The following is a 21,312-nucleotide window of genomic DNA, read 5'->3' as shown; positions in this document are numbered from 1 at the left end:
CCTACTATGAAGGTACATGACCTGAGCAATGCTTGGCGAATTGCTTGGCGGTATTTCTTCTCTCCGAAGAGTGCCAACGCCGTCAATATCATTGCTATTGTCGCGGTGGCGGGCATAGCGCTCGTCACTACGGCTATGGTAGTGGTGCTCTCTGTCTTTAATGGGTTCGAGGTTTTCACTACCAGCCAGTTATCGGTGCTATCGCCATCGTACAAGCTGCAGAGGATAGATAGACAAGTCTTTTCTCCATCGGAGTTCGGTATTAAAGGGGGGGCTGGCGTGCTGGAAACACAGGCAGTGGCTACTTTCGAGGGCAATAGCCAATCGGTAAGAGTCATAGGGCTAGGGCAGGGATATACCCAGCATGCACCGATAGATCGGTACATGCATATGGGGGATTTCGACCTCGGCATCCGAGAGGCGCCTACCGCTGTGATAGGGCTAGGGGTAGCTATGAACCTTGGTGCAGGTGTGGGCTACTCTTCCCCTCTAGAAGTTACGCTGCCCAAACGTATAGGGCGTATCTCTTCAGTCAATCCTGCCCGTGGTTTTATGACTGAGGCGTATCATGTGACTGGGGTATTCCAAGTAGATCAGGCCGAGGATACCGAGGTCGTGTTCCTCTCTCTGGACGAGGTTAGAGCCCTATTGCAGTACAATGGAGACGAAGTCAGCTATTTGGCTTTGAGTCATCCGGTAAAGGTGCCTACCCAGTTTGAGCTTCTCGATCGCTATCAGCAACACCCCGAGATCTATAAGGTAGTAAAGATGGAGAAGTGGTTTTCGCTATTGCTTCTCTTATTTGTGCTCATTCTCTTGCTCTTTAGTGTTATCAGTACGCTAGGTATGCTCATTATCGAGAAGCACCACGATGCTGATACACTCCGTTTCTTAGGAGCTAGGAAGGTTATGATTGATCTCATCCCCTTTCTCGAGGGGTGGTTACTTTCTATTACTGGTCTGGTTATTGGGTTAGTTATCGGTACTACTCTCGTATTGCTACAGGCGAAGTATGGTTTTGCTAAGCTAGGTATGGCAGATAACTCCGCCTTCTTGTTAGATAGCTATCCTGTGGACTTTCGACCGCTAGACTTACTCCTAGTAGGAGGTATAATCCTCGTTATCGGAGCGCTCAGCAGTCTTCTTGCCTTCCGTATTTTCCGTTGGAATAGAGCGATAAAAGCATAATAAAAGCGGTGACTTCCCAGAGGAGGTCACCGCTTCTTTCTTTTTCATTCCAGTATACTACTCGTAGCGCATACGCTGTTGCTCTGTCAGTCGTTTCTTATCCGCCTCGGTTGGTTGGAAGTGTTTACTCTGCTGGAGCTGATCTATCAGTTTCTTGTCGTTGCTATCCAACTTCTCTGGGATAAATAAGTGTACCACAATCAGCTGGTCGCCACGCCCTATGCCTCGTACACTTGGCAAGCCCTTATTCCTCAGTCGAAGAATCTTGCCCGACTGGGTGCCTGGCTCTATTGTAATCTTCACCTTCCCATCGAGTGTAGGCACTACAATCTTGTCGCCCAGAAGCGCCGTAGTCACAGGAATAAGTAGATTGTAGACAACATCATTACCACTGCGGATAAATTCAGCATCGTCAATCTCTTCAAACTGAACTAGAAGATCTCCTGCTGGACCTCCGTTGGGTCCTGCATTGCCCTTCCCTCTCAGGGTCATCTGCATGCCCGAAGCTACTCCTGCTGGTACATTGATTTCGATGGTCTCCTCACCTCTCTCGAGCCCAGAGCCACCACAGTGTTTGCACTTATTCTTGATAACCCTTCCTGTACCGCTACAAGTAGGACAAGTAGTTTGTGTCTGCATTCTGCCAAAGACACTCTCTTGCATCCTGATGACCCTACCTGAACCACCGCAGGTAGAGCACGTCTCCGTACCCGAACCCGCCTCGGCTCCTGTGCCAGCACAGTGCGAACAAGCGACATTCTTCTTGACCTTGATCCTCTTAGTAGTACCCTTCATCACCTCTTGGAGGGTTACGTGGATACGAACTCTCAAGTCCGAGCCATAGTTTTGGGGTGCACCGCCCCCGCTGCCAAAGCCACTAAAACCGCCAAATCCTCCAAAGCTGCCGAAAATATCTCCGAAGTGCCTGAATATATCATCCATACTCATGCCACCAGAACCACCGAATCCACCAGCACCCTCCATGCCAGCGTGCCCGAATTGGTCATAACGAGCCTTCTTGTTCGGATCGCTTAGCACATCGTATGCTTCGGCAGCTTCCTTAAACTTCTCCTCTGCCTCCTTATCATTCGGATTGCGATCGGGATGGTATTTAAGGGCAGTCTTGCGGTACGCTTTCTTTATTTCTTCGTCCGTGGCACCTTTGCTGACACCTAGGACTTCGTAATAATCTCTCTTCTCAGCCATATTCCCATCTATAAGTTAGTTGCCTACAACGACCTTTGGATGACGTATCACCTTATCGTTGAGAGTATAGCCAGTCTGTATGCAGTCTATGATCTTGCCCTTCTTCTCTGCATCATCGGTAGCTACCATAGCTACAGCCTCGTGCTTGTCGGCATCGAAATCCTCTCCAATCACTTCCATAGCATTCACCCCTTGGGCTTTAAGCGCCCCGATAAACTTATTCTGTATTATCTGAACGCCTTCTACGAGTCCATCTATCGACTCAGCACTACCCATATTCTTGATAGCAAGATCAATATCATCCATAATATCGAGGAATCCAGTGACAATCTTCTCTCCACCATACTTGATGAGGTCACTTTTCTCCTTTATGGTGCGTTTGCGGTAGTTGTCGTACTCCGCCATTAGTCGGAGATAACTGTCTTTCAGTTCCGCAAGCTCCTTGCGAATAGTCTCAGTCTCATCTATTTCTTGCTCCACCTCCGAGGTAACTTCTCCTTCAGTGGCTTCGTTTTGGGGAGCAGAGTCTTGTGCTACTTGCTCTTCCTCCTGCTCCTTATCGTATTGCTCTTTCTTCATATTCTTATGCCATATAATATTATTCTACCCTTGTCCTGCAATAACCTTGCCAATAACTACTTGCTGGCAACTTTGTCACGGATAGCTAGAGTGGTATGCCATAGTGTACTGCAGATAAAAAGTCAACCACTTAGTGCGCATAGTCAAGTAAATAAGTAAATGAGAGTCAACAGACCAGTGAAACCTCAGGCAAATAGGGTCAACTGGATAGTTAAATTGCCCCGAAAATAGTCTACTAAATCTAGGAGAAGACCGCATTTAGTATAGGCGAAAAACCATATACCCCTGTCCGTTGACCGCCCTAGGTATATCCCATGACCATTTAGTATATATTAATTGACCAAATTAGTATATACTAAATGGGTGATTTAATATATACTAATTGTAGTAATTAGTATATATTAAATGGTCGTAGGATATGCCTAGGGCGGTCAAGGAGGATGGCTATGGGGTTAAAGCTTGTTATATCTGTCGGTTGGCTATTGTGTAGGATAGTGGAATGGGGTATCTTTGTTGCATTATAATGATATTTCAATTGTATTATGAAGGTAGCAAAGACTAGGGCAGAGCTAGTGGCTCTGCTCCACGAGATAAGGGGAGAGAAGTTGGTAGGTTTTGTGCCTACGATGGGTGGCTTGCATGAGGGGCATATTAGTCTCGTAGAGCGTAGCCTCAGAGAGTGTGAGATAACTGTGGTGAGCGTGTTCCTCAACCCTACGCAATTCAATGACCCTAATGATCTCAAGACCTATCCGCACAATACGGAAGAGGACTTGAAGCTTCTGGAGGATGTTGGGGTACATGTCGTTTTTTTGCCAACCCCAGAGGATATGTACGACGAAGGGGAGGTGGCACCAGATTATGACCTAGGTAGGGTAGCAGAGGTAATGGAGGGTGCATACCGTCCTGGGCACTTCAAAGGCGTTGTGTGGGTGGTAAGCAAGCTCTTTAGACTGGTACGCCCCAATAAGGCCTACTTCGGGCTTAAGGACTTCCAGCAGATTGCGGTGATTCGCCGCATGGTAGAGCTATCACCCGATATGGAGGGTATCGAGGTGATTTCATGCCCCGTAGTACGTGAGAGTGACGGCCTTGCTATGAGTAGTCGTAATCGTAAGCTTTCTCCTGAGCAGAGAGAAGCTGCACCCAAGATTTATGAGGCGCTCCGCAATGGGCTCGAGCTTAAAGCTGCAGGCAAGAGAGTAGCAGAGGTGCATCAGGCAGTAGTGGAGGAGATCAATGCCCATCCTATGCTCGAGGTAGAGTACTTCAGTATTGTGGATACCAACACTCTGGAAAATGTAGAGGAATGGGGCGAGGATACCACTGGCTGTATCACTGTATACTGTGGTGGGGTACGCCTAATCGACCATATCTCATTTAGCTAATGTTATTTTGGTGAGAGATAGGGTAAGAAGAGTACTCGTGGCTCTTGTCTTGGCGCTTCTGGTATGGCCGGTAAGTGCAGTAGACTTGCGTCCAAAGCATGATATGAAGGCGGTATGGCTAACGACTATTTATGGGTTAGACTGGCCTCGTAGATCGACCACGAGTAGAGCGGGAGAAGAGCAGCAGAAGCGCGAACTGGTACGAATGCTGGACGAATTGAAAGCGATTGGTACCAATACTGTTTTTCTACAAGTACGCGGCAGAGGTCGGCTTATCTACCCTTCCAAGGTAGAGCCTATGAGCACCGACTTTGTGCCTGCGAATAGCGGTTACACTTTGGGCTATGATCCTCTTGCTTTTGCGATAGAGGAATGTCATAAGCGGGGCATGACGCTCCATGCGTGGCTGGTAGTGACCCCTATTGGTAATAATCGGAATGTCCAGGATATGCCTTCATGGGCTTATCCCAAGCAACACCGCTCCGATGTGGTTCGTTATAAAGGGCATTGGTATATGGATCCTTCCAAACCCGCCACAAGTAAGCACATGCGGGCGATTGTAAAGGAGTTGTTGGCTAACTATGATGTTGCTGGGGTACATCTCGACTATATTCGCTATCCTGATAGGGCAAAGGACTTCCCCGATAAGAGTAGGTTCAACGCTCATAATGGGTGCCGAACTCTTGAGGATTGGCGACGAGAAAATATCAATAAGATAGTGGCGGAAGTCTACGAAGAGGTGAAGGCGCATAGCCCCTTTACACTCCTGAGTGCCTCGGTACTGGGAACATACGATAATGTACCCGGTCTCCGTGAGAGCGGGTGGACTGCGTACAATGAGGTATGGCAGGATCCGGTGGCGTGGTCCAAGGCTGGGACGATAGATTTTGTAGTGCCTATGATGTACCAGAGAGGAGATCGCTTCTATCCTTATGTAAAGGAGTGGCAGAAGGTACTCGCCGTACCTCTTGTGGTGGGTATGGGTCCTTATATGGTGATGCGTAGTGAGGGGGATTGGCCTCTGCAGGAGGTGAAGAGCCAGCTTCAGTATCTCGATACTATACCTGACCTAGCAGGCACAGCCATGTTTAGGGCTGAGCACGCCCTTTCTAATAGTTTGGGTACACGTAAGCTCATTGCTGAAGATTGGCTAAAAAGCGCATCTCTATCTATAGATAGAGGTGTGGCACTCGAGTGGATGGAGGAGCAGGAGCTGCTACTTGAGGGGGTGGAAGAGGGGCTTCATATATCTTGGAAGCGTACGAAACCACATCAGCTTTTCGCACTTTACCTAAGGACGGATGGCGAAGTGCCTTCGGGGGAAGAAGCCCCCTATCTTACGACAATGGATAACCAGGTAGTCCTCCCTTGGAGTGCGTTCACGGCGGAGAGCCTGATAGGGATTAAGGTCGGTGAATACGACCTCGTGACGAATCGTGAACGGCAACCTGTAACGGGCTCGGTCTATTATTATAGAGCACTGGAGGATGGAGCGGAGTAGGATGACTTTCTTTCAGGGCGTGAGGAGTGGCTTCGGTGGGTTATTCCGCTTTAGCGGCAGGGCTAGGCGTATGGAGCTATTTAGCTTCGGTTTGGTAGTGACTATCCCTTGGATGGCGGTGATGATATGGTTGCTCACCTTGGGGGAGGCAGTCCCTCAAGCGGTAATGGCTGGGCTGCTCGGGCTTTATGCCTTTTTGATGCTAGCTGTATTGTGGCGGAGGTATCAGGATGTAGGGCAAGAGGGTTACATTGTCTTTGTCCTCTATGCAGCACTCTACGGAATAGCGCAAGACTTCGGATTTGAAGGCGCTAAGCTACTGCAATTGATGCTTACAGGCATTGCCGGGCTAGCCCTCTTCAAACTCATGCAGGATAGTCACCCCGCAGCCAACGCCTATGGTCCATCCCCAAAGTATCAGGGTAATGGATTCTGAAGGGAAAAAGGTATCTTTGTAGGAGGTAATATATAGTATTAAGAGCATAAGTAGATGAGGATAAGTTTGCAAGATAAGGTGTCGGACGTGACGAAAAACCTAATCATTATTAATGTCATTGCCTTCTTGGCACAGATGGCTTTGCCGAGGGTTGGGGTTGACTTCACGGATATGATGGGGTTGCACTACTTTCGGTCGGCTCAGTTTGGGCTATGGCAATTGGTCACCTATATGTTTATGCACGGAGGTGTGAGCCATATCTTCTTCAATATGTTTGCCCTCTGGATGTTTGGAGGCACGCTAGAACGGATCTGGGGTAGTTGGCGTTTTCTTGTCTTTTATCTTGTAACAGGGGTCGGTGCTGCGCTCATGCAAGAGCTGGTATGGACACTCTCATTTAGTCCCGAGCAATTGGCGTACTTCTCCGATGCTCTACTAACGATTGGTGCAAGTGGTGCTGTCTACGGCATCCTACTAGGTTTCGGTATGATGTTTCCCAATGCGCCTATTTACTTTCTCTTTATCCCTATTCCTATCAAGGCAAAGTGGTTCGTACTGGGTTATGGACTTCTAGAGCTCTTCTATGGTGTGACAGGTAGCGCCGATGGTGTAGCGCACTTTGCTCACTTGGGCGGTATGCTCTTTGGATTTATACTCATCAAGGTGTGGGAGAATCGAGCACGCACCAATAGTAATGATGATTGGCAAGACTTTTATTAATAGCAAGGTAGCTCTTCCGCTCCTCGTGTCGCTCCTCTTTGGGCTGGCATTGGTGGGTGGAGATGGGAGCGTGGCTGCACTTACCCTTTCTAGTGAGTGGGGCGAGTGGTGGTTACGTCCATGGAGTTTACTGAGCTATGGTGTTGTCCATACGGGATGGCTACATGTAGGTGTCAATGTACTACTTCTGTCTTGGTTCGCTAATTCTCGCTGTATAAGGGAGAAGGAGTATTGGCTACTATTTCTCTCGGGTGTGGTGCTAGGTGGTATTATCTTCCTTATTGGAGGTAATGGTATTTTGATGGGGGCTTCATCAGGTATTGCTGCAATAGTACCGATAGAGGCATTCCGTAGACTAGGGAAGAGGTGGGGGCTCGTGTCGCTTGTCCTATGGATAGTCGTCTTGGAAATAGGAGTGAGGAGCGCTATCGGTGGTGTGGTGCAATCCATTCATATCGTGGGCTATGTAGTTGGTTTGCTCTATCTACTCGCTTCATGGGGTAGGCTTTCTGTGGTGAGGGCGGAGGATAGTGCGCTGATAGAAAAGGTCAATCTGTCGGGCTACCAATCTCTGAATAGGGCTGAGCGCGAACAGATAAAGCAGATGGGGGTATGAAAACGTACCAAAAGGGTCATAGTATTAAGCGAAAAGCCAAACAGTTCTCTATCCTTCGCACAACGATGGGGGTGGTAGAACTTATACCCAACTTGCTCTTTTGGGCTATCTATGCTGGTGCTATGCTCTCTCCTTTTATCTCACCCACAAAGACACAGATCCCTGCCTTCTTAAATCTCGGGTTTGTCTTGATTCTAGCTGTATTGGCATTTCTGTGGCTATTCTATCTGATTAGGCGCAAGTGGGGTTACTTCTTGGTTTATACTGGAGTAGTGCTCCTTAGTTGGGGGTATATCTTCAGTTATTTCCCTATCAATTTAGGGCATAATCTGAATAAGGTACATGACTTGAGGGTGATGACCTATAATGTGGAGGGATTTATCGAACGAGGAATGGGGGATAAGCCTTTGGTTCCTGCACTGATAAGGGAGTATGGTGCGGATATTGTGGCACTACAGGAGGCAAACTACTACCCAGATAATGCCCCACAGACCCAGAAGATAAAGCGCTTGCTTAAGGATTACCCGTATGTGCATGTGTATAGGAGTCAGGCTTTTGCTTCGAAGTTCCCCATTAAGGCGAAGGAGAAGATAAGGTACGAATCGTATGGTAATGGCTCGCATGCTTATCTATTGGAAGCTCCTAATGGGAAGAAGATATTGGTAGTCAATAACCATATGGAGTCTTATAGCCTAGTAGAGAGCGAACGAGAGGAGTACAAGGGTTACCTAAGAGATTTAAGGCTAAAGGACTTGCCGAAGCAGTTTATGGCGGTCAAGAGGAGACTAGGGCCGAACCTCAATCAGCGTGCTTTTGCGGCAGAGTGTGTGCATGCCGAGCTAAAGGATTTGCAGGAGAAGTATCAGCCGGATCTTACGATCGTATTGGGCGACCTCAATGATACCCCTAAGAGCTATACTTACCACCAACTACGTTCGGGTATGAGAGATGCCTATGCGGAAACGGGGTTGGGACTAGGCGTATCGTTTAACGATAGGTGGATGCCCTTTAGGATAGACCACCTTTTCTATGAGGGGGAGGCGAAAGCAATAGGAAGTAAAATACCGAAGTATAAGGAATATAGCGACCACAATCCTTTGATTGTGGACTTTAATTGGAAATAGCATAATATGGGAAAGCTAAAGTCTCTTGCGACTAGGAGTATTACTGGAGCAGTATACGTGGGAGTGATATTGGGTAGCCTATTCTGGGGCAAGGTGGAGGTCTTGGCTTGGATACTGGCACTCTTTGCTATGCTGGGTGTGTATGAGTACCAGACGATGATGAAGAGTAACCAATATGCCCTCTTCCTGAAGATATGGCACTCCCTGATGGCGGGGTTGCCTATCTATATCGCTTATGAATGGAGGTGCGGCGGTGAAGTGTATATGGCTGCTTTGCCCTTGGTGGTGTATTACCTTTTCTACTTGATAGGGGAGATATATCGCATCAAGCGACAGCCGGGTGTGGAGCTGGGACATGCTTTTTTCTCGCACTTCTATGTCACTGTTCCGATGATATTCTTGCTATTAGCGGCAACGGAGGAGCACTTCCGTTGGGGGACGCTAATATTGCTGCCTATTTTCATCACTATCTGGCTCAATGATACTGGGGCATATCTGGTGGGTTCGCTTATAGGAAAGCATAAGATGATACAGAGAGTCTCGCCGAATAAGACTTGGGAAGGGACTATAGGGGGTGCCGTGGTTGCGCTTATAGGTACTACGGCTTTTGTCCACTTACTCGGTGTTGGTAGGTTTGGCTTAGAGCTAGTAGGCTTTGTGCTTATCGTGGTGTTTTTCTCTACCTTTGGGGATCTCTTTGAGAGCTTTCTCAAGCGTTCTTGTGGTGTGAAAGACTCAGGAAAGATCCTACCAGGGCATGGTGGGATTCTCGATAGAATAGACAGTCTGCTCTTTGTAGCAGTGCCTGCCTACTTCTATCTGAGTTTTCTAAGAATGTAAGAAGTGAAGTCTATTCGGTGAGTGGACGTTGGAAGACTTCCTGAAAGGCAGTCCATAAGTCCTGCATGGCCTGCTCCATACTTATCTCTTGACCGGATTCGATAGATAAATTGGTTACCCCCTTGTCGGTAAACCCGCAAGGGTTGATGATGCTATACGCATTGGGTGGTGTCGTGACATTAAACGCGATACCGTGCATGGTGATGAAGCGACTTGCCTGTATGCCTACAGCGCATAGCTTTCGTGGATGATTATTGATGTCTATCCATACTCCTGAAGCACCATGTATGCGACCACCTACGACACCATACTTAGCGGCAACACGGATGGCTACTTCCTCGAGGTTGTCGACATACTGCCTTAGCCCTATCCCTATCTCTTCAAGATCGAAGATAGGGTAGACCGTCCACTGGCCTGGTCCGTGGTAAGTGACATCTCCGCCCCTCTGGATGCTGAATAGGTCTATTCCTTTCGTCTCCAGAAGCTCTGGGCTAAAGAGGATATTGTGCGGATCGGCATGTTTGCCCAAGGTAATGACAGGATAGTGCTCATTGAAGATGATATGGTGCTGTACTTCCACACCTTGTCGTTTGTCTGAGAGTGCCTTCTTATATAGTGCTTGTTGCTGCGCCAATGAGTCCTTGTACTTTATCTCCCTATTGATAAGTACCTTGATATTCCTACTCATATCTTCTAAAAGTTATTGATTTTGAGATCACTACAAATACTAGCTCCGCCGCAGAACTTGCAGTTGGACTTTTTATTGTTGGTATGAAAAGGACAGTCGGGAGCCATCATTTGGATGACGGTCTCCTTTAGTTTTTCCTCGAATAGCTCTTGTAGCTCTTTGTAGTTCGATACTTCTTGCTTGGCATTCTTGAAGAGGTCTTGGAGCTGTTCCCTAGGCTTCATCATCAGTGGTAGTAGATGGCTTGCATTGACGCCCTTTACAATCTCTTTGCCATCCTGAGGGTGCAGAACCATATAGCAGTAGGTAAGCAGCTGAAGGAGCACTTTGAATGTCTTGGAATTGCCAGAGCTAAAACTTGTCTCAATATCCCCATCAAACTTGTCTCCTCCTGTCTTGTAGTCGATGATGCGCACCATATCGCCAAGCTTATCTACCCTATCAAGTTTTCCGAATAGCGATATTATCTTTCCTGGCTGATACTCCAACTGGGCATAAACAGGGACTTCCCCGCCGATGTACTCGAAGGAGACATTCTGCAGAATGTCCATCTCTATCTGCTTACATACAATCTTTGCAGCCGCAGAAATATGAGCGACGAACGACTTCTCCATATTGTTCGGATTCAGACCTAAGGTATTGCAGAAGTTAGTTGTTAGCACCTCTTTAACCTTCTCTTCGGTGATGGCTTTGAGTGTATCGGTCTTCACCACCTTGCCCTCGAAGTCTTTGTAAAGCTGATTGATAGTGTCGTGAATGGACGTTCCGAACTCATTCCTCTGCGGTATCTCGGATATCTCCTCCTCTCGCTTTAGCCCTAGGATATTTTCGAAATAGAACTGCCGAGGACAGCAGATATACTTTATTAAGCTGCTAGGCGATAGGCTCTTGGTGCCACCTAGCTTCAGTTCCTCTTGGTAAGCGTGTATTTTTGCTCTGTCCAAGGTGAATTCAGCGGTGCTATTATCTACAGGGTTGATGGGGAGATTTGCTTCGATGTGAGTTGCTTCCCTGCCATAGATATGTGTGAGAAGGGTGAGGTAGCGCGATGGTTCGCCACTTGACCTATCGCTCTTCCTAGAGTCGTACAGAGCATGTACCTCCTTCGCTCTACTGATGAGGCGGAAGAAGTTATAGGCGCGGATATTGTCCTGCCATTGATAGGTCGGTAGTCCAAAGCCTGCTCTTAGACTCTGCGGGAGCAACCCTATCCTTCTACTCTTTGACGGAAGGATACCCTCTCCTGCATCCATGATGATTACCGTCTCAAAGTCTATAGACCTTGCTTCCAGCATTCCCATTATCTGTATTCCTCTGAGAGGTTCGCCCTCGAAAGGGATACGTAAGCGCTTAATGGTCGTAGTGATTAGGTCGTATTGCGTAGCGAAGCTATTGATTTCTGTGCGCTCTTCATCGCCCTGTACGAACCTGTCTAGTGACTCTCTCTGTTGTATGAGTTTGTCTCGAACCAGAGCAAGCACGTCTCTGTCGGTAGCGCTATCGGTCGGTATTTGGAACAAAAGCGCTAGAGTGTTATCTAGTAAAGTCTTACCCTCGAGCCCCAATAGGAGTCTTACCGAATTGGTATCGACATTGAGTCTCGTTAGTATCTCAGAGACCTCGAAGTAGTGCTTATATTCCTTAGGGTCACTCAAGAGCTCTGCTGTTGAGATCTCTTCTTCTGTCAGTTCCAGGCCAACAATTACTTTTAGTTCATCTCCTCTCCAGCGGTTCTTACGATTGTATACTCGCTTTTGGAGCGATAGAAGTTGTAATATTCTATTGATTAGAGGGAGCTCCTTTATAGGGAAGCCCATAGTTATATTTACTTGCTCTGGCTCGAGAGATAGATTCGAGAGTAGCGGGATAAGCTGTCCTTCATCGGGTAGAATAATAGCTACTTGAGGATCCTCTAGCTGTGCTCTATTCGTTTCTTCCTGCCAATCTATCGTCCCAAGAATCTCCTGATCGATGTATATCGATTGCGCAACACGAGAAGGGATAGAGATAAAGCGAAAGTTTGCGTTACTATTATCAAGGGTGCGCTGATATTCCAGTTCGCCAGTAGGCTCAGGGAACTTATGTAGTAGCTCTCGCGACTTCTCTGTGAAGCTCTTCTGCAAGAGGTCACTATCATAATCCCAATAAAAGAGCGTCCCCTCTGGGAAAAGCCTGAGCACCTTCTGCTCGCTCATCGAAAGCCCATTGAGTCCTACGAATACATTGACTTTGTCCTCGCCAAGAGGGTTCTTCTGCTCTACGACCTCCCGCATCAGCCTGCCTGTGTAGGTCAGACCTTCCTGGCTTAGCCGTAGGTTCAGTTCAGAATATATGTAGCCTACCTTTGCCCAAAACCCAGAGTACTCCCTATCAAATTGCTTCGCCCCATCCTTCATTATTTTGACAAAGCGAGTTAGTGCCTCTATCTGCTCCTCACTGAGGTAGTCCGAAGGGTTACTCGTAAGCTCTCCCAGCTCATCCATATTCCTGAAGATCTGGTGGGTCGGAGCCAAATGAAGGTCTATGTCATTGAAGTCCGCAAGGAGTTGCTTGCCGAGTTCATAGAATTGTTCAAACCTGTATTCCCCTTGCTCTTCCGTCCTCGGGTAGTAGGTCTTATAGATCTGATAGAGGTGGAATATCACCAGTAAATCGTTGTTGACATCCTCCTCAGGCAGATTTCTACACCTCCTCAGATAGTTGTATAGGGTAGTTGTCTCGGGGAGCAAGAGTTGCTCCTTGCCATTCTTTCGCGCTGCCTTTAATAGGTAGTGGCTGAAGAATGTACCCGCACGTTTATTCTGAAAAAAGAAACGATACTTGTAGAGCTCTTCTCCCTTAGTGCGGTAGAAGAGCTCTGCAAGTCCCTCAAGATAGGATCGACTCATTGGTATCCCCCTTTCTATATCATCTTATAATTAAAATGGAGCGCCACTCTTATTCTCTATAATCGTAGCCTCAAGTGTGGTGTTCTTATCGTCAATAACGAAACTCATAGCCGACGGTAGTACAAGGTGCGATAGGCTCACGGTTACATTGCCCTGGTCAAGAGGCGTAGAAATACGCTCCACAGGGATGATAAGTACCTCTAAGTCCTTGCCTGGATGCTTCTTGATATGGTCTAGAATCACCGAGCCAATGTTACCAAAGTAGTAGGCATTAGACCCCTGAACCGTAATCTCTCCTAGGAAAGAGGTGTAGAGCTCCGAACGAGTGCCTTCGGTGCGCTCCTTCTCGAAGAACTCCCTGGCTCGCTCCTTAGGTAGCATCAAAAGGGTTTGTGGGGTGAGTAGCTTATTGGCATTGTTCTTCGATGCCGCCTCAGTCTGCACACCTTGTAGTGTGTACGTAGCCGCATTCAGTCGGCGTGTAAAGCCCTTAGGCGCCTCCTTCAGCGTCTTCTCTATCTCTGTTGTAGGTATAGTCATCTCTATCCAAGAGCCAGCTGGAGCCTTGATATGTACGTGGGTCGTTGAGGCTAGCAACTTATCTAGGTTGTAGTTAACAAACATAGATAGCTGAGGTACCTCCGAAGTGTGGATCAGAGACTGAGAGAAAGCCTCCTTTACCATCTTCTTCTCCTTGGTCTTTGGATCTACCTTCTCTACCTCTTTAGTGTAGTAAAAGGAGAGTTCTGTATTGCTTATCCTGATGACGCTACCTTGCCCTGAAGTAATTTGCAAATATACCCCCGAGAACCATTGGCCAAATGCAGTCTGGTTTGCAAAGACTGGGTCATTGGCCTTGGACTTATTGAAGAACTCCTGCCCTAACTCTGTCGGTACAGGAATCGATATCCGATATCCCTTTTGCTTACCAGTGGCATCGAAAACCTTGCTTGAGCCTCTGCCTGCCCAGTAAGAAGCAGTACCTAGCTCATTCCCAACATAACCCGTGATGTCGCTTATCGTATACTTGTTGTGCTCCAATGGCTTTGCGAGCCTATAGGCTGTTGCTGCCATATTGGAGATGGTATCACCTACAAAGCCGTCATAGTAGAGATGCAGACGCACAGAGTCTATCTTTTGGATTACCTCCTCGTCTCTAAACTTAAAGCCCTGAGGAATGTAGAACTGTGTGAGATACTCGCTCTTTATTGCCCCAAACTCCTTATTCGGGATACTCCCAAGGTAGCCCCTAGAGCTACTCACGTATATATTATTGCTATGACCCTCGGTACTCGCCTCTACAGAGCGGATCTTTACCTTGAAGTCTTTGCTGATGGGCTTACTTTTGAGGTAATCCGGAAGCACCTCTGATCCGATTGAGTTTTTGCTGCTATCACACCCTACCAAGAGGAGAGCTACTGTGACTGCTGCCCATATTATACCTTTCTTATTCATCATCTATCCAAATAATCGTCCAATACATATCGGGCTAGGGTAGGATCAGCCACACTCTATAGTTGTCCCAATCCTATCTCACCTGTAATACTTACTCGTTCTCGTCTATATCTTCTTCCTCGTCACGCCCAATCACATCGGTGTAAAAGTCCGCCACGGTCTCTATCAGTTTATCGTCGCTCTCAAAGTTAAGAGCCTTTATCCCCGAGTTCTTGATGACATTCTTGAGCTCATCACTTGCGTTGGCTTCAGAATAGATAATGCCGTCTACATACTCTAGAATAAGCTTAACCAAGGCCTCTCTATCCAGTTTGTTGCCATCAAGCAGAGGGTGCTTGATGTTATCATAGCCTAATACTCCTGTGAGCTGGTCATCAAAAGGAAACTCTGGAGCCGTATCGTAAGCCGAATAGACTATCTTGGCTCTAGAGAGCGCAGGGTCATCCTTAAGCATAGTACGCAGATACAATGGCGCTAGCCCAGTAAACCAACCTTGGCAATGGATGATATCTGGTATCCAGCGTAGCTTCTTGACCGTCTCAAATACACCACGGATAAAGAATACAGCACGCTCCACATTGTCCTGGTAGTAAGTGCCATCGCTTTCGGTAAAGACACCTTTGCGACCAAAGAAGTCATCATTGTCGATGAAGTAGACCTGCATCCTCTGTGGCATTAGGCTAGCTACCTTGATGATGAGCTGGTGTACCTTATCATTGACTGTAAGATTGACCCCAGATAGTCGGATGACCTCATGAAGCTGGTTGCGACGCTCATTGATTACCCCGTAGTTGGGCATAAACGTGCGGATATCATTGCCGCGCTCTAAGATGCCCAAAGGAATCAATTTAGAGTCCTTCCCCACAGGACTATCCTCCAAGTATGGATAGATTTCCTGCGCCAAGTAAAGAACCTTTTTCTTCGCCACCTTCTTCTTCCTCATTGTCACCATTCTCACATCTCCTATTATTTAATACTGCGTGTAGTGTGTACGTTGTCTTGATTTTTATACACTTTACACCCCAAAGTTACCGATTTTTCTCGACATAGCCAATTGTGGGACTTGTTTGCCATTGGTAGTCCTTTGATTTTTCAGTCGAAAAGGTTTCTTGTATGCTTATCTCAAAAGTGTAAAGGTAAGCAGTATTTCGAGGGGTCTGAGGGGCGTAATTGTCCTATAGGTGTGAGGTTCGGAAATGGTGATGACCTCATAATTTTTTTGATTTGTGATATTGGAAAGGAGTAGGTCGATTTTTATCTTCTTGCTTTGATACTTTACACCTAGGTCGAGGAAGGTAGCCTCCGCATTAGCTTTAGTATTCCCTTGTAGGGTATTGTGGTATTCTGCAGCTGCTGTGGCAGACCAATTGTCCGAAAGCCATACCAGTAGCCTCCCCTTGTGTATTTGGCTAAGTAATCTAGCATGTGTCTCTACTCTCCCGCCTTGACTATTGGTGTTACTTCCCACTATTGATCCAGAGTAGTCCAAATTGATGTCTGGGGTGAAGCGGAATGATAAGTCTAGCCCACTAGTATAGCTGTCTGAGATTAGACTTGTTATTTGCTCTTGGACCAACATGTCTGACCAATTGCGACTGTATGAGCCTCTAATAGCAGCGTCTATCTTGCCTTGCCAAAAAGTCTGGGCTACACGGAGGTTGGCTCCCCAATTGGTGGATAATGAAGGACGCTCAATAGATCTGAAGATAATAAAGCCATCTTGTAGTGAGCTAGAGGAGGTGTAGAGCCTTTTATTCTTGGAGAAGTTGCTGCCCGCAGTAATCGCAGTGCCACTTATCGGCACCGAATAGGATAGGTTCACTGTGGCTACGTGGGTATTGCCTTGGTAAGGTCTTGGGAGCTTTTCGGTCAGTCTCCGCGAGTCCATGACTTTAAGCCCAGGGAATTGGCTCGCCGCTCCCAAGAGATTATGGTAAAAGCTATAGGAGGCATTCACTTTGAGGTTATTGTCCCAGTATCGACTACCTCTGAGATAGAAGTCTGACTTTGCAAAGCTCTCATGTGCCTGAGGATATCTGTATAGGTAATAGGTGATAGGCAGTTCAGCCGTTATATGCCAGTTATTGCTCTTCCAATTGTACTGTGGTCTCCAGCCTATACTATTGGATAGATACTTTGAGGGCGTAGCAGAGTTATCATCCAACCATGAGCTCTCTACTTCGATATTGTGGTACTGTATATCCCACTGGAGCGTATTGTCGAGTTGGTGCTCGCCCCACCTCCAATTAGCTCCAATGGTAAGGCTATTGTCCAAGAGCTTGCTCTTGATACTTTGGCTACGAGGTAGAGTAATAGTTATCGATTGATTTCGAGATAGGTACTTCGCTATATTACTCAGTTTTACCAAGGTTTCACCCGCCCTAAAGAGGTACTCCGTACTATTTTCCACCTTCGTGTAGGGTAGAGATAGATCTTGTTGGTAGGGGGTATTGTCTTGATTAATAATGTCTTGGCTGTGGCGAGATTGGTGCTCTACCTTGGTCTTGTTGTTAAAGAAGGAGGCATCACCATTGTATTCATAGTCCCCCTCTAGCACCATTTTGCGTTCGCGTAATCGATACTTCTGTTCACTCTCGAGCGTGTACCGATTACCATCGGGTAGAGCGTAGCCTATCGTCTCTTGCTTGGAGGAGCTGAAGCGTTCGTCACTATAGATGGCATTGATGCGGAGGAATTGATAATTGCCTAGCTTCAGTAGCTGATTACCAGAGAATACGTAGGAGTGGTTAAATCTTTGTCGATTGCCAATAGGAGAGCCTTGGAGCGACTCTCCCATACTGCTATAGAAGTCGGGCGAAGTATAATCACTTAGAGAAAAAGTCATCTTCCTGCTTGTCGATTGCTCGTGTGCACGGAGCTCAGCAGCCATATCCTTGCCTGTGTCATTGGCTTTGATGAGATAGATCCCTTGTGAGGTAGAGTTAAACCTCATCACTCGGGCATTGAGGTCATAGAGCAATGGGCTAGCCCCTACGCCTGCCGAAACCCATGCGAGCCACCGGCCTTTTGCTTTCTCCGTGAGTTTGATATTGAGTGCTGCTCTATCCGAGAGCGACTGCGTCTCCAGCATACGTATTGGTTCGTGATTGCGGTAAACCTCCACGGCAGCCACATCATCAGGGCGTAGGCTATTGCTGGCGATGGCGTACCGTCTCCCCAGTAAATCCATCTCCTCTATGTAAAACTTATTGATGCCCTTACCCTCGTATTTGATTTGCCCTCCTACGACCTCCAAGCCAGGCATGCGCTCTATCACTTGCGATAGTGTCAGATCCTGCTTTTGGGCAAATGCAGAGGTGCGATATACTATCGTATCGCCCTCCTCTCTGATGGCAGGTGCTTTGATCTGTACTTCTCTCAATTGAAATGTGGTTGCCTCCATCTCCAACCTTAGCGTTGTCCCGCTCTGGTATTGGATAGTAACTTTCAAGGGTTTGTAGCCTAGTAGCGATCCCCTCACCACTAGGCTCTTCCCCTCTACTATTGTTCTTTTACTCTTAAAGGTGAAACGACCGTCTTCATCACTCTGAGCGGTGCTAATCGACCTATTCGTGTCGGGATCTATAAGGAAGAGCATAGCCCCATCCACTTTGGCTCCATTTCCCTCCAAAACCTCTCCCTCTATCACTGTCTGAGCAATCGATTTTGACTCAGAGAGTAAAAAGCAGAGTAAGGTAAATAATAGGGTCAAGTATTTACGCATTCGATTATTGCTCTATATATTGGTAGCGCTTGGATAGCTTTCTATACCTTCGATCTATCTTGTCGTGGTACATATTACTTAAGTCATAGTGCTCATCGTATTTCTTGAAAATAGGTCTGGGATCCCCACAGGCATTTAGTTTCCTAATCCACATCAGCTCCTCTCGGCTTACTTCTTGAACTGGTTGATTGAGCATCTTTAGAGGGATTTCAACATCTACCTCCTGATCTAATACCTCAAAGCCCTTCAGCGTAAATTTATAGGCGCCATCTATGGAGTATGCCTCTGTTACCAGCCCTGGCAAGCCATTGAGCTTCCATGGACCATATGATAGAGGGATTTCGGTAGTGTAATAGATTATCCAATCTCTGCCGTATAGGTGCGCTGTTGCCATTTCTGAAGCATACCCAGCAACCAATTTAGTAGAGTCTCCAAAGGTGTAGTTTACCTCTTTTATATCCTCTACAGTTTTGAAGTAAAATACGTTGTAGTCTAGTTCGGTATACTTCATTTCCACGGGGTTATAGTACAACCTATTCTTAGAACCAGGGGGAACAGTCCGCATCTGTGCAACAACTTCTTGTGAACTCAATCCAGCAGCTATAGCAGCAACTCTTATTGAGTCCCGTTGAACCGTATAATAGCTCTGAAAAGAGCTGTTACTATTTGTGGAAATATTAAGTATGAAGAGGTCTCTAATGACCTCTTCATCAAACAAATTGACCTCCTCTTCTTCATACATTGCCCTATAGGACTGTGCCCTAAGCGGTAGTGCAATCACTACGAAAGCAAAGAGGATAACCATGATATGTCTTTTCATGATGCTATTTGTAATCTTCGTAGCAATGGTCATTCTTCTCTATGAAGTCATTGGCGACTTCAGGATCAGAAAACCTTGCAGAACAAACGGTACCAGTACATGTTGCAAATACACAGTGCATTTGAACATTTTGTTGATCCTCTGTCTCTGAACCTACTTCTATCGTCTGAGGTGGAGTAGGAGTAGAGGTCGTTGTGATAACATTGGCAGGTTCATCAGCCAAGGAGAAAAGCGGGAGACAGAATAGCGCCACCGCGGATAAGATAATCTTTTTCATGATAAAATAAACTTAAAGTAAAACATACAAAGAGGTATAAAAACCTCATGTTTTACTTTTGCAAACGTAATGAGAATCGTAATAACATCCAAAAATATTTTGATGTTATTTAGTAATAAAATGCGCTGTTTTGTGAGTAATATTTGAATAATGTGTCTGTTCTATATTAAATTATTGTTCTATGTATTGGTAGCGCTTGGATAGCTCTCTATACATCCTATCTATCTTGTTGTGGTACATACCGCTCATGTCATAGTTCTTGGAGTATTTCTTGATAATGGGTCTAGGGTCTTTACAGGCGATTTGTTTCCTAATCCACATCAGCTCATTTCGGCTTACTTCTTGAACTGGCTGATTGAGCATCTTTAGAGGGATTTCAATATTTACATCTTCATCCAAGACCTCAAAGCCCGTCAGCGTAAATTTATAGGCGCCATCTATGGAGTATGCCTCTGTTACCAGCCCTGGCAACCCATTGATTTTCCATGGTCCATAAGGGAGAGGAATTTCAGTGGTATAATAGATCACCCAATCTCTACCATATAGGTGCGCTGTTGCCATTTCTGAAGTATATCCAACGACCAATTTAGTGGAATCTTCAAAGGCATAGTCAGGTGCCTTTATATCCTCGACTGTCTTGAAATAATAATATCCATAATCCAGTTCGGTATACTTCATTTCCATGGGGTTATAAAATAATATATTCCTTGAACCAGGTGGAACAGTCCGCATTTGTGCTATTCTTTCTTGCAAACTCATGCCTGCATCTCGACACGCTCTTCCAATAGAATCTGCTTGAAGAGTATAATAGCTTTGGAATGAGCTTATACCGCTTTTGGAAATCTCGAGTATAAAGAGATCTCTAATGACCTCTTCATCAAATAAATTAATCTCTTCTTCTTCATACATTACTCTATAGGATTGAGCATTAAGTGGTAGCCCAACTACTATAAGTACAATGAAAATAAATAATTTGTATTTGTTCATATTTTTACATTTACGTGTCAATAAGTATATATTTACAAATATAGAATACATCCCAAAATGCTCTGACAAAACTTATATTAGCGAAATCTTTGCGGCATGATATGCCAATACGAAGTACCCACACATTGCGTTTGGGTGTTATCACTACTATCTTGCCTCTTTAGTTTTCTCTTTGTTTGAAACTTATTTGGAGCAATTATAGTCGAGTCGCAATTACGTCAATGTTCATCGGTTAAAGCAAAAAGAGGTAGACAGAAAATACCACTAAAGACAATATAATTTTCCCGTACTAAAGTAAATATAATTGTAAAGTTTTGATAAATTAGAAATAACTTTGTCTTATCATGTGAGAACCTTAAAAACGGAGAGATCTCAGAGGATCTCTCCTGTAACAAATTGCTCCTTCCTCTTAATATTGTTATGTAAAGCAAATATTGTTTAGGAATAGCCAAGTGCTTAAGCTACAAATGCTATGAGACAAAAGAAGAAATCTTTCCATCCCGGTTCCATCCTGGCAATTTATTCATAGCAATTGTCAAACGTCTTCATGTAGATGTCAAGAAACTCTGGATCAGCTAAGGTGTCGTCACAAAAGGTGCCAGCGCAAGATGTCCACACACAGTGCATTTGGACATCATCATCGCCCTCAAGTTCGGATTGTTCTTCCTGTGGAGGATTGCTAGATGTAGACGGAGTAGCTGTAGCGTCGGTAGAGCTATCTGCTAAAGCGAAAAAAAGGAAGGCAGAAAAGTGCCACAGCGGATAAAATAATCTTTTTCATCGTAGTTGTAGTTAAAAAATTAAACATAGCAAAGAGTAAAACCTCTCATACTCTTTTCGCAAATGTAGCGATAATAGCTATAGTGTCCAAATGT

General features: G+C 46.0%; 19 protein-coding genes. 9 read left to right on the top strand and 10 right to left on the bottom strand.

The window, feature by feature from the left end; genetic code table 11:
• Positions 1-6 precede the first annotated feature (6 nt).
• Positions 7-1,188 (top strand): FtsX-like permease family protein, encoded by a 1,182-nt coding sequence (locus A3GG_RS0105340; protein WP_018358291.1) that lies wholly within the window; start codon positions 7-9, stop codon positions 1,186-1,188.
• A 57-nt stretch (positions 1,189-1,245) separates the two neighbouring features.
• Here the strand turns inward: A3GG_RS0105340 and dnaJ are convergent, their stop codons facing one another.
• Positions 1,246-2,394: a molecular chaperone DnaJ gene (dnaJ, locus tag A3GG_RS0105335; protein ID WP_018358290.1), complete on the bottom strand. Its 1,149-nt coding sequence runs from the start codon at positions 2,392-2,394 to the stop codon at positions 1,246-1,248.
• Between the two features lie 15 nt (positions 2,395-2,409).
• Complete coding sequence (locus A3GG_RS0105330; protein WP_018358289.1) at positions 2,410-2,973, bottom strand: nucleotide exchange factor GrpE; 564 nt, start codon at positions 2,971-2,973, stop codon at positions 2,410-2,412.
• Between the two features lie 542 nt (positions 2,974-3,515).
• Here A3GG_RS0105330 and panC point away from each other — a divergent pair.
• From panC to A3GG_RS0105295, 7 genes are read left to right on the top strand one after another with little or no spacing between them, the layout of a single operon-like run.
• On the top strand, positions 3,516-4,361 hold the full coding sequence (gene panC / locus A3GG_RS0105325; protein ID WP_018358288.1) for a pantoate--beta-alanine ligase: 846 nt from the start codon (positions 3,516-3,518) through the stop codon (positions 4,359-4,361).
• Positions 4,362-4,371: 10 nt separating this feature from the next.
• Entirely contained in the window at positions 4,372-5,862 is a 1,491-nt protein-coding gene (locus A3GG_RS0105320; RefSeq protein ID WP_248637656.1) for a glycoside hydrolase family 10-like protein, read from the top strand.
• A complete protein-coding gene (locus A3GG_RS0105315; RefSeq protein WP_018358286.1) occupies positions 5,849-6,298 on the top strand; it encodes a DUF805 domain-containing protein in 450 nt (149 codons plus the stop codon). The genes A3GG_RS0105320 and A3GG_RS0105315 overlap by 14 nt, the downstream gene beginning before the upstream one ends.
• 54 nt (positions 6,299-6,352) lie before the next feature.
• Positions 6,353-7,018 carry a rhomboid family intramembrane serine protease gene (locus A3GG_RS0105310; protein ID WP_018358285.1) on the top strand — a complete coding sequence of 222 codons (666 nt, stop codon included), beginning with the start codon at positions 6,353-6,355 and terminating at the stop codon, positions 7,016-7,018.
• Positions 6,993-7,634, top strand: a complete 642-nt coding sequence (locus A3GG_RS0105305) for a rhomboid family intramembrane serine protease (RefSeq protein ID WP_018358284.1) — start codon at positions 6,993-6,995, stop codon at positions 7,632-7,634. Before A3GG_RS0105310 ends, A3GG_RS0105305 begins: the two co-directional genes overlap by 26 nt.
• Entirely contained in the window at positions 7,631-8,758 is a 1,128-nt protein-coding gene (locus A3GG_RS0105300) for an endonuclease/exonuclease/phosphatase family protein (protein WP_018358283.1), read from the top strand. Before A3GG_RS0105305 ends, A3GG_RS0105300 begins: the two co-directional genes overlap by 4 nt.
• A 6-nt stretch (positions 8,759-8,764) precedes the next feature.
• Entirely contained in the window at positions 8,765-9,598 is an 834-nt protein-coding gene (locus A3GG_RS0105295) for a phosphatidate cytidylyltransferase (protein WP_018358282.1), read from the top strand.
• 10 nt (positions 9,599-9,608) lie between these two features.
• Here the strand turns inward: A3GG_RS0105295 and lipB are convergent, their stop codons facing one another.
• The 8 genes from lipB to A3GG_RS0105260 form a co-directional block, all read right to left on the bottom strand.
• Positions 9,609-10,286 carry a lipoyl(octanoyl) transferase LipB gene (lipB, locus tag A3GG_RS0105290; protein WP_018358281.1) on the bottom strand — a complete coding sequence of 226 codons (678 nt, stop codon included), beginning with the start codon at positions 10,284-10,286 and terminating at the stop codon, positions 9,609-9,611.
• Between the two features lie 5 nt (positions 10,287-10,291).
• Complete coding sequence (locus A3GG_RS0105285; RefSeq protein WP_018358280.1) at positions 10,292-13,174, bottom strand: PD-(D/E)XK nuclease family protein; 2,883 nt, start codon at positions 13,172-13,174, stop codon at positions 10,292-10,294.
• 30 nt (positions 13,175-13,204) lie between these two features.
• Complete coding sequence (locus tag A3GG_RS0105280; protein ID WP_248637655.1) at positions 13,205-14,632, bottom strand: DUF4270 domain-containing protein; 1,428 nt, start codon at positions 14,630-14,632, stop codon at positions 13,205-13,207.
• Positions 14,633-14,720: 88 nt separating this feature from the next.
• Positions 14,721-15,581: a glycogen/starch synthase gene (locus tag A3GG_RS0105275; RefSeq protein ID WP_018358278.1), complete on the bottom strand. Its 861-nt coding sequence runs from the start codon at positions 15,579-15,581 to the stop codon at positions 14,721-14,723.
• Positions 15,582-15,746: 165 nt separating this feature from the next.
• Entirely contained in the window at positions 15,747-18,353 is a 2,607-nt protein-coding gene (locus A3GG_RS0105270) for a peptidase associated/transthyretin-like domain-containing protein (RefSeq protein WP_018358277.1), read from the bottom strand.
• 4 nt (positions 18,354-18,357) lie between these two features.
• A complete protein-coding gene (locus A3GG_RS0105265) occupies positions 18,358-19,173 on the bottom strand; it encodes a GLPGLI family protein (protein WP_026215646.1) in 816 nt (271 codons plus the stop codon).
• Positions 19,174-19,177: 4 nt separating this feature from the next.
• Positions 19,178-19,450, bottom strand: a complete 273-nt coding sequence (locus tag A3GG_RS13380) for a hypothetical protein (protein WP_156808680.1) — start codon at positions 19,448-19,450, stop codon at positions 19,178-19,180.
• 171 nt (positions 19,451-19,621) lie between these two features.
• On the bottom strand, positions 19,622-20,437 hold the full coding sequence (locus tag A3GG_RS0105260) for a GLPGLI family protein (protein ID WP_018358275.1): 816 nt from the start codon (positions 20,435-20,437) through the stop codon (positions 19,622-19,624).
• Between the two features lie 553 nt (positions 20,438-20,990).
• Between A3GG_RS0105260 and A3GG_RS13375 the strand changes: the two genes are divergently transcribed.
• Complete coding sequence (locus A3GG_RS13375; RefSeq protein WP_156808679.1) at positions 20,991-21,203, top strand: hypothetical protein; 213 nt, start codon at positions 20,991-20,993, stop codon at positions 21,201-21,203.
• Positions 21,204-21,312 lie beyond the last annotated feature (109 nt).

Source organism: Porphyromonas levii DSM 23370 (assembly GCF_000379925.1).
Lineage (GTDB): Bacteria > Bacteroidota > Bacteroidia > Bacteroidales > Porphyromonadaceae > Porphyromonas_A > Porphyromonas_A levii.
This window is presented reverse-complemented; position numbering and strand designations above follow the sequence as displayed.